Below are 13089 nucleotides of genomic sequence, written 5' to 3' on the forward strand. Positions count from 1 at the left end.
TATCGGTACGCGCCGGCTTCGGCCGGGACAACGGCAGAAACTTTCGGCCTGTTCACCCATTTTTCATCCGGAAACGGCAAACGCCCCGAGATTTCCGCGGGCTGCGGATCTCTCGGGGCGTTGGGCGTGCTATGCCTGGCTTAACGCTGGGTGGCGCCGAACTTCTCGGTAGCCAGGGCCACCGCGGCGGCGCGCGCCTCGGAGGCTTCATCGGCGGTCAGCGTGCGATCCTCGGAGCGGAAGCGCAGCCCGAAAGCCAGCGACTTCTTGCCGTCCTCGATGCCCTTGCCCTGGTAGACATCGAATAGGGCGATGTCTTCGAGCAGGGCACCGGCGCCTTCGCGCAGGGTGCGCAGCACGTCTCCGGCGACAACGTGCTCGTCCACGATCAGCGCGACATCCTGAGTGGCCAGCGGCTGGGTGGACAGGTGCTGTGCGACGACCACGGCGGGAGCGGCGGCCATCAGTGCGGTGGCGTTCAGCTCCATGGCGACCGTGCGGGCCGGCAGATCGGCGTCCTTGAGCAGCTGCGGGTGCAGTTCACCGGCGTAGCCGATGACTTCTCCGTTGAGCTTCAGTGCCGCGACGCGGCCCGGGTGGAAGGCCTGGTGGCTGCCCTGGGCAATCTCCAGCGGGGATCCGAGCAGGTCCGCGATCGTGCGTGCGGTATCCAGCGCGTCGGCCCAGTCCCAGGCGCGCGGGGTGAACCCGACGCCTGCGGCGGCCTCGTGGCCGGTGAAGACCGCGGCCACATGCCACGGCTGCTCCGGCACCCCGCCGAACAGCTCGGCAAGTACCTCATCGCTTGGCTTCACGCCCAGCGGAGGCAGCACCGAAGAGCCCAGCCGTTCGCCCGGCAGGAACACCAAGCCGCCCTCGTAGAGGGCCAGGTCGCGGAATCCGCGGCCCAGGTTGCGCCGTGCGGTGTCCAGCAGGCCCGGCAGCATCGAGGTGCGCAGGAAACGGAATTCCTTGGAGATCGGGTTGGCCAGGGTCACCGCGTCGACCGTGGTTCCGGCCACCGGTGCGCCGAAGGTGTTGTTCTGCGCTGCGGAGACGAACGGGTAGGACAGGATTTCGGTCAGTCCGAAGTCGGCCAGGCCCTGCAGGAGGCGGCGGCGCTGGGACTGGGCGCGAGTCAGGCCGCGGCCCGGAGGGGCCACCGGCAGGGTCGCGGGGATCTGGTCGTAGCCGACCACGCGGGCGACCTCTTCGACCAGGTCTTCCTTGATCGCCAGGTCAGGGCGCCAGCTCGGTGCGGTGACCGCAAAACCGGCGGCGTTCTGCACGACGGACGCACCAATGCCTTCCAGCGCCTCGATGGTCTGCGCGTCGGTGTACGGCACCCCGATCAGGCGTTCGGCGTATCCGGCCGGCAATTCGATCACCGTGGCCGCCGGGATTTCGCCGGCGTCGGTGACCCGCGCGGTCTCGGTGCCGCCGGCGAGCTCGACCAGCAGGTCCACGGCACGCTGTGCGGCGATCTGCATCACCTGCGGGTCAACTCCGCGCTCGAAACGCTTGGAAGCTTCCGAGGGCAGCTTGTGGCGGCGGCGCGAGCGGGCGATGGAGACCGCGTCGAAGTGCGCGGCCTCGATCAGCACGCGGCCGGTCTCAGAGCTGACCTCGGTGGTGGCCCCGCCCATGACGCCGGCGATGCCGATGGCCCCTGACTGATCGGTGATCAGCAGGTCCTCCACGTGCAGTTCGCGCTCCTTGGCATCCAGGGTGGTGAGCTTCTCCCCGGGGTTCGCCCGGCGCACGGTGATGGCTCCGGTGAGCTTGTCCGCATCGTAGAAGTGCAGCGGCGCGCCGAGTTCGAGCATCACGTAGTTCGAAATGTCCACGATCAGCGAGATCGAGCGCATGCCGGCCAGCTGCAGGCGCGAAGCCATCCAGCGCGGGGTCGGACGGCTCGGGTCGACGCCGGTGACTTCGCGGGTTACGAAGCGAGTGCAGCCTGGCACGCCGTAGATCGGGGCGCTGTCTTCCAGCACGACCCGGTGCCCGGCCTCGGCGGCCGGGGTGACCTTCACGGTGGTGGCCGGGTCGGTGAACGAGGTGCCGGTGGCCAGCGCGTACTCGCGGGCGGCGCCGCGGATCGAGAAGCAGTAGCCGCGGTCCGGGGTCACATTGATCTCGGCGGCCTGGTCGGTCAGCCCGAACAGCTCCATGACGTCGGTGCCCAGCTCCGGGTCCAAGCCCAGGGTGGAGAGCACCATGATGCCGTCGTGGTCCTCGCCGATGCCCAGCTCGCGGGAAGAGGCGATCATGCCGGCCGAGACGTGGCCGTAGGTCTTGCGCGGGGTGATCTTGAAGTCCCCGGGCAGCACCGCGCCGGGCAGGGTGACAACAACCTTGTCGCCCTCCACGAAGTTGTGCGCGCCGCAGATGATGCCCTGCACCCCGGATGGCTCGATGCCCTTGCCGGTCAGCGGCTGCTCCTGGCCTTCTGGAACCACGCGGACCTGGCACCAGTTGATGGTCTTGCCGTTGGTCTGCTCCTCCTTAACCAGGGAGAGCACCTGGCCGACGACGATCGGGCCGGACAGGGTGTCGGAGGGACGGTGCACGTCCTCTTCCTCGAGGCCGACCTTGACCAGGTCTGCCATGATGTCTTCGGCCGAGGCATCGGCCGGTACCTGCGCATACTCGCGCAGCCATGAAAGCGGAATACGCATAACCTAGATCTCCATCCCGAAGTGCTGGCTGAAACGGACGTCGCCCTCGATCATGTCGTGCATGTCGGGAACGTCGTTGCGGAACATGAGCGTGCGCTCGATGCCCATGCCGAAGGCGAAGCCGGAGTACTCTTCCGGATCGATGCCGGCGGCGCGCAGCACATTCGGGTTGATCATGCCGCAGCCTCCCCACTCGATCCAGCGCGGTCCGCCCTTGGCGCCCGGGTGCCAGATATCGAGCTCGGCGCTCGGCTCGGTGAACGGGAAGTAAGCCGGGCGCAGGCGGATCTGTGCCTCGGCGCCGAACATCTGGCGGGCGAAGTGCTCCAGTGTGCCGCGCAGATCGGCCATGGTCAGGCCCTTGTCCACGGCCAGTCCTTCGAACTGGTGGAAGACCGGGGTGTGCGTGGCGTCCAGCTCATCGGTGCGGAAGGTGCGTCCCGGGCAGAGCACGTAGACCGGCACCTCGCGCTCCAGCATCGAGCGGACCTGCACCGGGGAGGTGTGGGTGCGCAATACCAGGTGCGCGTCGGCGGGCTCGATGAAGAAGGTGTCCTGCATCTCGCGGGCAGGATGGTCCGGCTTGAAGTTCAGCGCGTCGAAGTTGAACCATTCGGATTCCACCTCGGGGCCTTCGGCGATTTCCCAGCCCATGCCGACGAAGATGTCCGAGACGCGGTCCTGCAGGACCGAGAGCGGGTGGCGGGCGCCGGCACGGCGGCGCCGCGGCGCGGCGGTGACATCGACCGTTTCCTCGATCAGGATGCGGGCGGCTTCGGCTTCTTCGAGCACTTCGGTGCGCGCGGCCAGGGCCTTGTTGACGCGGCCGCGGGCGCCACCGACGAGCTTGCCGGCTACGGCCTTCTCGGTTTTGTCCAGCTTGCCGATCTGGCGGTTGGCCAGCGACAGCGCGGACTTCTCCCCGGTGTGAGCCAGCCGTGCGTCTTTTAGTTCGGTCAGGTCGCCGGCGGTCTCGATGGCTGCTAGTGCCGCCTGGACCGCGGCGTTGATGCCTGCTTCATCGGTCGGATGCGGGACGCTTTGGTCCGTTTCCGTTGCCTCTTGGGTTGTCTGATCAGACATGGGATCGATCGATCCTTCTCTTCGCTCGTGGAACTCTTGGTTCCTATTCTATTGGCTAGGGCCCGCCAACGTTTCAACGATGACGGGCCCGGGCCGTGAAGATGCTTACGATTCGCTTAGTGGCCGCTCGGGTCCTTGGCACCCTTCGGCGCAAAGGCCAGGACAATGATCAGCACGAGCACCAGCAGGGCGCCGCCGAAGATCACCGAGTAGAACAACGCGTAGTTGGCGCTGCCGGTGGCCTTGTATTCCTCGGCGCCGGCCATCATATCGAAGGCTACCGAGTGGTGCTCGATCTCGCCCGCAGAGTGCGAAACAACCTTGCCCGGGAAGCTGACTACCAGATTTGCCTCGGTGAACTGTTCGTTGACCACGACTTCTCCGGCACCGGGCATGGAGAACTCAAATTCGCCGCCCTTGTCGGTCAGCGAGATCGGGAAGCCGAAGGTATTGAAGGCATCCTGCAGCTGGACGAAGTTCATCTTGCCGACGGTTTCGAAACGCAGTCCGACGTTCTCCCCGTCGTCGACGGTGGTGTAGCTCCACTGCTCGCCGAGGATCTGATCCAGTTCATCGGTATTCAGCTGGCTGGCCAGCACGTCTTCGAAGGGCTGGCCCTGCAGGTTTTCCTGATGAGTGGTGACCTGCAGCGCACCGGTGGCCTGATCGGCACCGGTCACATTGACTTCAGCGTTCATGTTGACGCATCCGGACAAGGCCAGGATTGCGGTAAATACCAGCGCGAGAACGCCAAGAAGTCTCTTCACTCGGATTGCTCCTCAAGTTTATTGATTGATTATCTACATTTTGCCGACACTGGGCACTTGTTCCAGCTTACGCGGTTTAGAGCGCGCGCCCTGCATGGGCTTGAGCCAGGCAGGCGGCGACGATCGGAGCGTCCGCTTCGATCCACGGCACCGCGGTGCCCAGCGATTCGTCCAGAGCCAGCCAGGCCAATTGGTCGTGCCCATCGAGCGTGTCGGGGGTGCCGGAGCTGATGGTGGCGAACCAGACCCGCATGGCGGCCTGTTCGTTCAGCGCCCAGCCCTGCGTGAGCGGGCCGGTTATTTCGGCGCCGAGCGTCAGCTGCACGCCGAGCTCCTCGCGCAGCTCTCGATGCACCGCCTCGATATCCGACTCCCCCGGTTCGACCTTGCCACCGGGAAACTCCCAAAGGCCGGCCAAGACTGCCGGGCGGTTGCGCCGGGCGGCCAGCATTTTTGTCGGCGAGGCGAAGCTATCGACGATGGCTACGGCGACGATCTGTTTCAGATTCATGGAGGTGTTCCTTGGGCTTTAGCGTTGGGCGCGGGCCGAGGCATACAGGCAAACCGTCGCGGCGGTGCTCACGTTCAGCGATTCGGCCACCCCATAGAGCGGCACCGCGACCTTGTGCCCGGCCAGGTCCTTTTCCCGCTCGTCGAGCCCCTGCCCCTCATTGCCGAAGAGCCAGATGGTGGGCCGCTCGAGCACCGGTTCATGCTCAGGCAGATCGGCTCCACTCCCCGCGCGCAGTACCGCCGCATCCTGCAGAGTGTCCAGGTTGTGGGCAGCGTAGCCATCGGCCGCGAGCACTTGCAGGCGTTCCCCGGCGGCAACGATGAATTCGTCGAGGTCGACGTCGCTGAGCACCGGCAAGTGGAAGAGCGAGCCGACGGTGGAGCGAACGGCCTTCGGATTGTAGATGTCGACGCTGTCCTTGGTCAGGATCACCGCGTCGGCACCCGCCGCATCGGCGGCACGCAGAATGGTTCCGGCATTGCCCGGATCCTGAATTCGGCAGAGCACCGCGATCAGCTTGGGGTTGCTGGCCAGCACCTCGGGAAGCTGCGGCTGGGACATTGCGACGACCGCGAGGATGCCTTGCGGGTTCTTCGTATCCGCCATCGCCGAGATGACATCGCCGGTGACAAAATAGGTGCGCACCTTGGCCGCGTCGAGCAAAGCCGTAAATTCTTCGTGGCGCTCCAGGAAACCCGGGACCACGTAAACCTCTTGGACCAGCTGGTCGTTGGAACGGTGCGCCACCAGCGCCTCGCGGACCGCTTGCGGGCCTTCGGCAAGGAATTCGCCGGTTGCCTCACGGCCCTTGCGGTGGGCCAGGCGGGCGACCGCCTTGACTCGGTCGGCGCGCGGATTGGACATCACGTCTGGGGGAAAGCTCGTCATTATTCGAGAATACCGGTAGAAGCACCGAAGGGTGGGTTCCGCACTATGTGCGGCACCCACCCGATGGTGTGATCTGTCCTACCTGAGGCTTAGCTCAAAGGGAGAAACGGATTTACTTCATCTGCTGGCGGGATTCTCCACCAGCTGGCTCGAAGCCTGCGCCCTTGGCAGCTTCGGTCGAGTTGAACCAGAACTCGGCCTCGGTCTGCTCGTACCAGGTCGAGCCTGGGACGTGGTACTTGTTCGATCCGGCGTTGCCCTTGATGACGAAGCCTTCTGGTGCGTCCTGGCCTTCAACGGCCTTGATCACGCCTTCGCCTTCGACGCTCTTGGCTGCTGGTGCAGCTGCGGCCTTTGGAGCCTTGGCAGCCTTTGGTGCGGAAGCTGGTGCTTCTGCGCCGCGAGGAGCGTTGACATCTGCCGGAAGAGCGTCCTTTGCAACCTTGACCAAGGTAGCGAAAGCGTTCGAGTCCGAAACAGCCAGCTCGGAGAGCATGCGACGGTCAACCTCGACCTCAGCGGCCTTCAGGCCCTGGATCAGACGGTTGTAGGTCAGGCCGTTGGCGCGGGATGCAGCGTTGATACGCTGGATCCACAGGCGACGGAAGTCGCCCTTGCGCTTACGGCGGTCGTTGAAGCTGTAAACGAACGAGTGGAGCAGCTGCTCCTTGGCCTTACGGTACAGGCGCGAACGCTGACCGCGGTAACCCTTTGCGCGTTCCAGAACGACGCGACGCTTCTTATGGGCGTTTACTGCCCGCTTCACACGTGCCACGTGTGTACTCCTTCAAGTCAGTTCCTCCCACCCGGGATAACCAGGTGAAAGCGAAATCTATGGTTGTTGGGGTTGTGCTTCCCCGAATTGCGAAAGGGAGAGCTTAGAGGCCCAGCATCCGCTTGATGGTCTTCACATCGGCCTTAGCTACCAGCTGGTCAGAAGCCAGGCGGCGCGTGACGCGCGAGGACTTGTGCTCCAGGTAGTGACGACGGTTGGCCTGCTGGCGCTTGAGCTTGCCGCTACCAGTCAGCTTGAAGCGCTTCTTGGCGCCACTGTGAGTCTTGAACTTCGGCATAGCTGCCGTTCTCCTAACGTGCTCCACATAAATCGTGAGATCTGTGGGGATCATCCGAAGCGGGCCTCTTGGCAAGGTGACCGCTGCTGTTCTCTTGTAGTTGGACCTTCGCAAGGAAGATCCTTCACCGTTTCCGATGACGGGCCCGGAGGCCCAACATGCTTGGGCTAGGCTTCGCCTTCAGCCGCGTTGCGAGCCTGCTCCAGCTTCGCGAGAGCTTCATCGTCCATCGCTGCTGCGACGTTCTGACCCTCGGTCTCTTCTGGGGCGTCGGTGCGGATCTTGCGCTTCGCGCTTTCCCGGCCACCCGACTTCTGCTGCTGTTCGCGGCGAGCCTCTGCCTTGTTCTTCAGCGGACCGACAACCATGACCATGTTTCGGCCATCGATGCGAGGTGTGGACTCTACGAGCCCGACCTCTGCTACGTCTGCTGCAAACTTTTCTAGCAAGCGAATGCCCATCTCTGGGCGCTGCTGCTCACGTCCACGGAACTGGATCATGGCCTTGACCTTGTCGCCTGCGCCTAAGAAGCGCAGTGCGTGGCCGACCTTGGTCTCGTAGTCGTGGGTGTCGATCTTCAGGCGGAAGCGAACTTCCTTCAGGATCGTGTTGGTCTGGTTCTTACGAGCTTCACGAGCCTTGACAGCGGCTTCGTACTTAAACTTGCCGAAGTCCATCAGTTTGCATACAGGAGGCTTGGCGGTCGGTGCCACCTCGACCAAGTCCAGATCGGACTCGACAGCGAGTCGGAGTGCGTCCTCGATGCGGACGATTCCTACCTGCTCACCATTGGGGCCGACGAGACGTACCTCTGGCACGCGAATGCGCTCATTAATGCGTGGATCGCTGATGTGTCACTCCTGATTTTCGTAAGTCACTTACTCGCAAATGAAGAAGGCCCCCGTCTGCGAAGTGCAGGCGAAGGCCAAAAGATAGACGACACAATAGCTTTACGATATTTCCCCGTAAAACTATTTCCGGATACTCATAAATATCCTGCCGAATTACCCGGAAGCCTAAGCGGCTACTGCGGGTGGGAGCTGGCCTCCACTTGCATGGCTCAACACTGATCTCTTGGTGACATCATCCGGATACCGGACGCTCTCAAGTACCTGTATTGAGTCGGTCTGTGACAAGCTTAGCAGTATGAGTACCGAAGACACCAACTCGCAGCAGCACGCCGTCGAGCAGCAGATGCGCGACATCGCAGAAGTTCCAGCAGTAGAGATCATCACCACCGCCGCAGTTCACCTGATGAGCGCGGCCGCGGTCAAATGCGGACTGGCAGAAGGTGATGACGCCGATGAGCTGAAGGATCTTGATGAAGCTCGCAAGCTAATTACCGCTCTGGCTGGCCTAGTCACCGCGGGTGCACCGGAGCTTGGATCACAGCACGCGGCACCACTGCGTGACGGTCTGCGAAGCCTTCAGCTCGCCTTCCGCGAAGCATCATTGATCCCGGATGCGCCAGGCAAGGGCCCGGGCGAAAAGCTCACCGGACCGGTCAACTAGCGATTATTTCGCAGAATATTAAGAGATTAACGTCATGGATCCGCTTCCTTTGGGAAGCGGATCCATGCTCGTTTAAACATGAACTTTCCGTTTCGGAACAGATATTGCCGGATTGAAACGAGCCACAACGCGTTGCACTAGATAGGCTTCACTAATGGAGACTTTCGAACAGCCGGTGCTGCACGCCGGGCGCTATGTCTTGCGGCCGTTCGACATCCGCGACGTGGCACTGATCGAGGCGGCCTCGCTGGATCCGCTCATTCCGTTGATCACCAGCGTTCCCATTAAGGGATCCAGCCAGGACTTCGCGGACTTCATTTACAGGCAGCAACAGCGCGTGGCTGAGCGCACCGGGTATTCTTTCGCGATCGCCGAGGCGCAGACGAATCGGGCGGTCGGGCAAATCGGCTTGTGGCTGCACAACGTTGCCGCCGGCCGGGCAAGTATCGGATGTATCGGATACTGGGTCGATCCTGGACACCGTGGACGCGGTGCGGTGAGCGCGGCGATGGATGCACTCACCGTTTGGGCCCTGGAGCTTGCGCCCATCCATCGGGTGGAGCTGTACGTCGAACCATGGAACGAAGGTTCCTGGCGGGGCGCCGAAAAATGCGGTTTCACCCGCGAAGGAATACTGCGAAGCTGGCAACTGATCGGCACCGAGCGCAAGGACATGTACTGCTACTCCCGGCTGAAAACCGATGGGCCGGAGCGCTAGCAAAAGCACGATTCCACTACGAGAGGCAGGATCAATGATGGACCGTCAAACGCAGAAGATTGTTCTGGAACCATTGCACGAGGGGCATCGGCCGTTCGTCATTTCCCTGGCCTCCGATGAACGAGTCACTCGCTATATCGGTGATGGCTCAGTCTGGGACGATCAGACGATCGGCGAGCGAATCCAGTTGGCACTGAGCGCGCTGCCGCTGGCCACGGTTGGGGCCACTCGCTGGTTTGTGGCTATCGCTGCGGGGCATCCGGCAGGGCTGGTCGTGGCCACCCGTAAACCCGAGGGAGTCGAACTTGGGTATTGGGTCTCCCCCGGCTATTGGGGTCAGGGAATCGCCGGTGCCATGGTCAATAACGCGATAGGGCTGATCCCCGAACTATTTCAGGTGCGCCGTTTGATCGCCCGGGTTGACCCAGCCAATGTTGCCTCAGCCAAGTTGTTGGCGCGCAGAGGCTTCACGGGGCGGTCAAGCACCGACGGGCTGGATCACTACGAGCTCAAACTCACCTCTGCCTAAACGAAGCCGCCCATCCGCGCGCGACGGGTGCGGCGGGTGCGGCGGGTGCGGCGCACTCGTCGGCGAATCTGCTGGGCGATCAATGCGATTACCACGATGAATACCGCCAGCAAGCCGATGCCGATAAATGCCTGGGCGGGTCCGAGCGTATCCACGAAGATGCCGGTCAGCGGTGAACCGAGCGCGGTGCCGGTGGTCATCGCAGAACCGTACCAGCCCATGGCCTCGCCGCGGCGATTCTCCGCGACCAGATCGGTGAGCCATTCGGAGGCCGCCGAGAGCGTGGGCGCGCAGAGCAGGCCAGGGGCGAGCGAGAGCAGCGCCAAGCTCCAGGTGTCGGTGGCGAAGTACATGGGCACCGTCAGCACCGCCATCGCCAAGAGCAGCAGGAGCGGGGAGATGGCCCGGTTCATCGAGCCGTAGACCAGCCCGCCGATCAGCGACGAACCGCACCAAAAGAGGAATACGATCCCCAGGTCACCGGAGCGTGACTGCGCTTCGAGTTCGGCAACGATGCCCACCTCGGTGCCGGTGAGCAGCGCACCGGCACCACCGGCGGCGATGAACACCGCAAGCACCGAGGCGCTGATCCAGTTGAAGCGGCTCTTGAACGCACGTCCGCGGCTCTTGATCCGGGCGCGCGCGGACTTCCAACCCGCGGTGATCAATTCGCCTTCGACCTCGGCCACGCCGAAGGGGGCCGCGGCGATGAAACTGGCCTCCGCGCCGAGGCGCTCCTCGTGCACGTTGGCGCGCAGGGCCACCGCCTTGGGGTCATCGCTGCGCGTAGGCGGGTTCAAAATCATCAGCGCCAGACCGGCGACCGATGCGGTCACCCCGATGACGCTCAGCCCGATGGTGCTGCTGATCTGCGTGGCGACGATCCCTGCCGAGGCCGGTCCGACGATGAACACCAGTTCGGTGGCCGTCGCATCGAGCGCAAAGGCGGTGCGCCGGTTATCTCCGGTGGTCATGATGCCCAGGGCGGTACGGACTACGGAGAACACCGGCAGTGAGAAGAGCCCGCCGATGAAGGCCAGCGGGTACACCCACTCCAGCGACACGTGCGGGACGGTGCACCAGACGATGGTTTCGACGAAGATCGAAGGGATCAGCGCCCGGCGCAGCCCCCACGCATCGACCCGGGCACCGCGCCACGGGGCGCCGATGGCAATGCCGAGTGTCATCAGCGCGGTAACCAGTCCGGCGGACACCCAGCTCTGATCTAGGTTCGTGACCAGATGCAGAAGCAGCAGCATGCTCAGCGCCGAGTGCGGCAATCGGGCAATCATTCCGATGACTAGCAGCGTTGAAATCTGCGGCTGCCGCAGAATCTGCCAATACCGTTTCATACCCGGTGGTGTCCTTGTCTCTTAGTCTGGTGCGCTGAGCAAACTCACTTCGAGCGAATCGACCGCTTCTGCGAATTCTGGGTTTTGGGCCAGGCGCCCATGGATGTCTTTGGTGCTCTGGCGGGCTTCGGGCTCGGGGGTCCCGGCGGCGAAGACGAACTGCAGGTTCAGCTCCGGTCCGGGGCCGCCGCCTAGGACTGCCGCTCCAGAGACGTCTCGCGAGCCGACTCCCCGGCCCGGCGCCACCTTCACCGCGCGGAGCGCCCGACAGCCGGCGGTCGCCTCTTCAACGAGCTTGGCGATGTGCTCGCTGAGATAGCTCGGGGTCCAATCGGTTTGCTTGGCCAGGCTCCACATTCCGGGACGGCGCAGCACGAAGGTGAAGTCGCTGCCCGGGTCTAGCACCAGCAGTTGGGCTTCTTCGCTCACCGCAGACAGGGCCGCGCGGGGTGCGTAGACCGCCACCGGGCGGGCCTCGCCATGCCAGGCCTGCAAGCGCTCGACCGTGGTGAATACCGGCAAGGCCATCCGCCCGTCGGGTGCCTTGATCTTGACCAGCGCCATGTCGGCTTCCTTATCGGCGGCGAAACCGTGTTCGGTCAGCGCTTCCTCGCCCAGCTGGGCGACAACCGCCACGAAGACGCGAGCCTGGGACAGGGCCCGATGCACGCCGGCCTCGTCTCCGGTTCCCGCGCGGAGTTCGGCCAGGGCGCGCACCACGGCCGGGTCGGCGGCTCCATCGTCCTTGTCAAACTTGTGCAACGGATTTTCCTCGCCGCTCAAGTCCCGGCCATCCCAGCCTTGGCCGGCAGAATCTGCGCGGTTGCCAGCTTGCGCCAACGCCGCGGCGATATGCCCGGGCAGGTGGCGTTCGGGTTCGGATTCGGGGTGCGAAGTGCTCATGCAACTATGCTATCTGCCGGGTCCAAATGCGAAAGTCCTGCGAGGAGAATCTGTTCATGACCTTGGCCACCCATCCCGGTTCCGGCGCGGAAAGCAAAGGACCCGAACCTGCGCGGTGTGTGCGCTGGTTCGGGTCCGCTGTTGAGACAGGTGGAGGCTAGCGGCGGCCTGCCACGTCCAGCGCTTGGGCAAGAGTGAACTGGCCGGCGTAGAGCGCCTTGCCCATGATCGCGCCTTCGATACCCTCCGAGACCAATTCGCGTAGCACGCGCAGATCTTCCAGCGAGGAGATGCCGCCGGAGGCGATCACCGGTTTGGTGGTCTTTGCGCAGATTTCGCGCAGCAGTTCAACGTTCGGACCGCGCAAGGTGCCGTCCTTGGTCACGTCGGTGACCACGTAGCGGGCGCAGCCGGCATCTTCCAAGCGTGCCAGCACGTCCCAGAGGTCGCCGCCGTCCTTGGTCCAGCCGTGGCCGGACAGCGTGGTACCGCGCACGTCCATGCCCACCGCGATCTGCTCGCCGAAGCGTTCGATGACGCGCGCGGTCCATTCGGGATTCTCCAAGGCCGCGGTCCCCAGGTTCACCCGGGTGGCCCCGAATTCCAAGGCGCGCTCCAGCGAGGCATCGTCGCGGATGCCGCCGGAGAGTTCCACCTTGATGTTCAGTTCATCGGCGATGCGGCGGACCACCTCGGTGTTGTTGCCGCGGTCAAAGGCCGCGTCGAGATCCACCAGGTGGAGCCATTCGGCCCCTTCGCGCTGCCAGGACAGGGCCGCCTCCAGCGGATCGCCGTATCCGGTTTCCGACCCGGCTTCGCCCTGCACCAGGCGAACGGCTTGGCCTCCGGCGATATCTACCGCCGGGAGCAGTTCAAGAATTGGTTGCTCGCTCATAATTTCCTTCTGTCGCTAATGTCTAGAGAGTCTGAACCCAGCCGGCGACGATTGCCGCGGCGGCCAAGGCCCATAACGCGATGATCCACGAGATGTGCGCTTTCTGGCTTTTGAGCGAGATCGCGCCACCGGCGAGGAAAGCACCGAGGGTTAGCAGGATGATGGCCCACATGT

Annotated in this window: 15 protein-coding genes; 3 read left to right on the top strand and 12 right to left on the bottom strand. The window is 63.8% G+C overall.

Translation table 11 applies throughout. The features are described from left to right. Positions 1–140 precede the first annotated feature (140 nt). The 8 genes from pheT to infC form a co-directional block, all read right to left on the bottom strand. On the bottom strand, positions 141–2681 hold the full coding sequence (pheT, locus tag CIK76_RS15505) for a phenylalanine--tRNA ligase subunit beta (RefSeq protein WP_096288040.1): 2541 nt from the start codon (positions 2679–2681) through the stop codon (positions 141–143). A 3-nt stretch (positions 2682–2684) separates the two neighbouring features. Further along, a complete protein-coding gene (locus CIK76_RS15510; RefSeq protein WP_096288042.1) occupies positions 2685–3764 on the bottom strand; it encodes a phenylalanine--tRNA ligase subunit alpha in 1080 nt (359 codons plus the stop codon). A gap of 116 nt (positions 3765–3880) precedes the next feature. Then, on the bottom strand, positions 3881–4531 hold the full coding sequence (locus CIK76_RS15515) for a DUF3153 domain-containing protein (protein WP_096288044.1): 651 nt from the start codon (positions 4529–4531) through the stop codon (positions 3881–3883). Between the two features lie 76 nt (positions 4532–4607). Beyond that, on the bottom strand, positions 4608–5042 hold the full coding sequence (locus CIK76_RS15520) for an NUDIX domain-containing protein (protein WP_096288046.1): 435 nt from the start codon (positions 5040–5042) through the stop codon (positions 4608–4610). 18 nt (positions 5043–5060) lie between these two features. Continuing rightward, entirely contained in the window at positions 5061–5933 is an 873-nt protein-coding gene (locus CIK76_RS15525) for an RNA methyltransferase (RefSeq protein ID WP_096288048.1), read from the bottom strand. A 112-nt stretch (positions 5934–6045) separates the two neighbouring features. Further along, on the bottom strand, positions 6046–6708 hold the full coding sequence (gene rplT / locus CIK76_RS15530) for a 50S ribosomal protein L20 (protein ID WP_096288050.1): 663 nt from the start codon (positions 6706–6708) through the stop codon (positions 6046–6048). A 103-nt stretch (positions 6709–6811) separates the two neighbouring features. Next, positions 6812–7006, bottom strand: coding sequence for a 50S ribosomal protein L35 (rpmI, locus tag CIK76_RS15535; RefSeq protein WP_096288052.1), 195 nt, complete (start codon positions 7004–7006; stop codon positions 6812–6814). Positions 7007–7173: 167 nt separating this feature from the next. Beyond that, on the bottom strand, positions 7174–7857 hold the full coding sequence (infC, locus tag CIK76_RS15540) for a translation initiation factor IF-3 (RefSeq protein ID WP_096288054.1): 684 nt from the start codon (positions 7855–7857) through the stop codon (positions 7174–7176). A gap of 295 nt (positions 7858–8152) precedes the next feature. Here infC and CIK76_RS15545 point away from each other — a divergent pair, with 295 nt between their 5' ends. The 3 genes from CIK76_RS15545 to CIK76_RS15555 all read left to right on the top strand — a co-directional run bounded on the left by CIK76_RS15545 (position 8153) and on the right by CIK76_RS15555 (position 9765). Beyond that, positions 8153–8518: a DUF1844 domain-containing protein gene (locus CIK76_RS15545; protein ID WP_096288056.1), complete on the top strand. Its 366-nt coding sequence runs from the start codon at positions 8153–8155 to the stop codon at positions 8516–8518. 154 nt (positions 8519–8672) lie between these two features. After that, the gene (locus CIK76_RS15550; RefSeq protein ID WP_096288058.1) at positions 8673–9236 is read left to right on the top strand and encodes a GNAT family protein; all 564 of its coding nucleotides are present in this window, start codon (positions 8673–8675) and stop codon (positions 9234–9236) included. A gap of 34 nt (positions 9237–9270) precedes the next feature. Further along, positions 9271–9765 carry a GNAT family N-acetyltransferase gene (locus tag CIK76_RS15555; RefSeq protein ID WP_176484250.1) on the top strand — a complete coding sequence of 165 codons (495 nt, stop codon included), beginning with the start codon at positions 9271–9273 and terminating at the stop codon, positions 9763–9765. Here the strand turns inward: CIK76_RS15555 and CIK76_RS15560 are convergent. The 4 genes from CIK76_RS15560 to CIK76_RS19465 form a co-directional block, all read right to left on the bottom strand. Beyond that, positions 9762–11117, bottom strand: coding sequence for an MFS transporter (locus tag CIK76_RS15560; RefSeq protein WP_096288062.1), 1356 nt, complete (start codon positions 11115–11117; stop codon positions 9762–9764). The genes CIK76_RS15555 and CIK76_RS15560 overlap by 4 nt on opposite strands. A 21-nt stretch (positions 11118–11138) precedes the next feature. Then, positions 11139–12020: an SseB family protein gene (locus tag CIK76_RS15565; RefSeq protein WP_096288064.1), complete on the bottom strand. Its 882-nt coding sequence runs from the start codon at positions 12018–12020 to the stop codon at positions 11139–11141. A 157-nt stretch (positions 12021–12177) separates the two neighbouring features. After that, a complete protein-coding gene (gene priA / locus CIK76_RS15570) occupies positions 12178–12915 on the bottom strand; it encodes a bifunctional 1-(5-phosphoribosyl)-5-((5-phosphoribosylamino)methylideneamino)imidazole-4-carboxamide isomerase/phosphoribosylanthranilate isomerase PriA (RefSeq protein ID WP_096288066.1) in 738 nt (245 codons plus the stop codon). A gap of 22 nt (positions 12916–12937) precedes the next feature. Next, entirely contained in the window at positions 12938–13087 is a 150-nt protein-coding gene (locus CIK76_RS19465) for a hypothetical protein (RefSeq protein WP_176484251.1), read from the bottom strand. Positions 13088–13089 lie beyond the last annotated feature (2 nt).

The organism is Glutamicibacter sp. BW80 (genome assembly GCF_002332385.1).
GTDB lineage: Bacteria > Actinomycetota > Actinomycetes > Actinomycetales > Micrococcaceae > Glutamicibacter.

Excerpts from the sequence above, each read along its gene's own strand:
- pheT (WP_096288040.1), bottom strand. The coding sequence starts at position 2,681 with ATGCGTATTCCGCTTTCATGGCTGCGCGAGTATGCGCAGGTACCGGCC.
- CIK76_RS15510 (WP_096288042.1), bottom strand. The coding sequence starts at position 3,764 with ATGTCTGATCAGACAACCCAAGAGGCAACGGAAACGGACCAAAGCGTC.
- CIK76_RS15520 (WP_096288046.1), bottom strand. The coding sequence starts at position 5,042 with ATGAATCTGAAACAGATCGTCGCCGTAGCCATCGTCGATAGCTTCGCC.
- CIK76_RS15525 (WP_096288048.1), bottom strand. The coding sequence starts at position 5,933 with ATGACGAGCTTTCCCCCAGACGTGATGTCCAATCCGCGCGCCGACCGA.
- rpmI (WP_096288052.1), bottom strand. The coding sequence starts at position 7,006 with ATGCCGAAGTTCAAGACTCACAGTGGCGCCAAGAAGCGCTTCAAGCTG.
- CIK76_RS15545 (WP_096288056.1), top strand. The coding sequence starts at position 8,153 with ATGAGTACCGAAGACACCAACTCGCAGCAGCACGCCGTCGAGCAGCAG.
- CIK76_RS15550 (WP_096288058.1), top strand. The coding sequence starts at position 8,673 with ATGGAGACTTTCGAACAGCCGGTGCTGCACGCCGGGCGCTATGTCTTG.
- CIK76_RS15555 (WP_176484250.1), top strand. The coding sequence starts at position 9,271 with ATGATGGACCGTCAAACGCAGAAGATTGTTCTGGAACCATTGCACGAG.
- CIK76_RS15560 (WP_096288062.1), bottom strand. The coding sequence starts at position 11,117 with ATGAAACGGTATTGGCAGATTCTGCGGCAGCCGCAGATTTCAACGCTG.
- CIK76_RS15565 (WP_096288064.1), bottom strand. The coding sequence starts at position 12,020 with ATGAGCACTTCGCACCCCGAATCCGAACCCGAACGCCACCTGCCCGGG.
- priA (WP_096288066.1), bottom strand. The coding sequence starts at position 12,915 with ATGAGCGAGCAACCAATTCTTGAACTGCTCCCGGCGGTAGATATCGCC.
- CIK76_RS19465 (WP_176484251.1), bottom strand. The coding sequence starts at position 13,087 with ATGTGGGCCATCATCCTGCTAACCCTCGGTGCTTTCCTCGCCGGTGGC.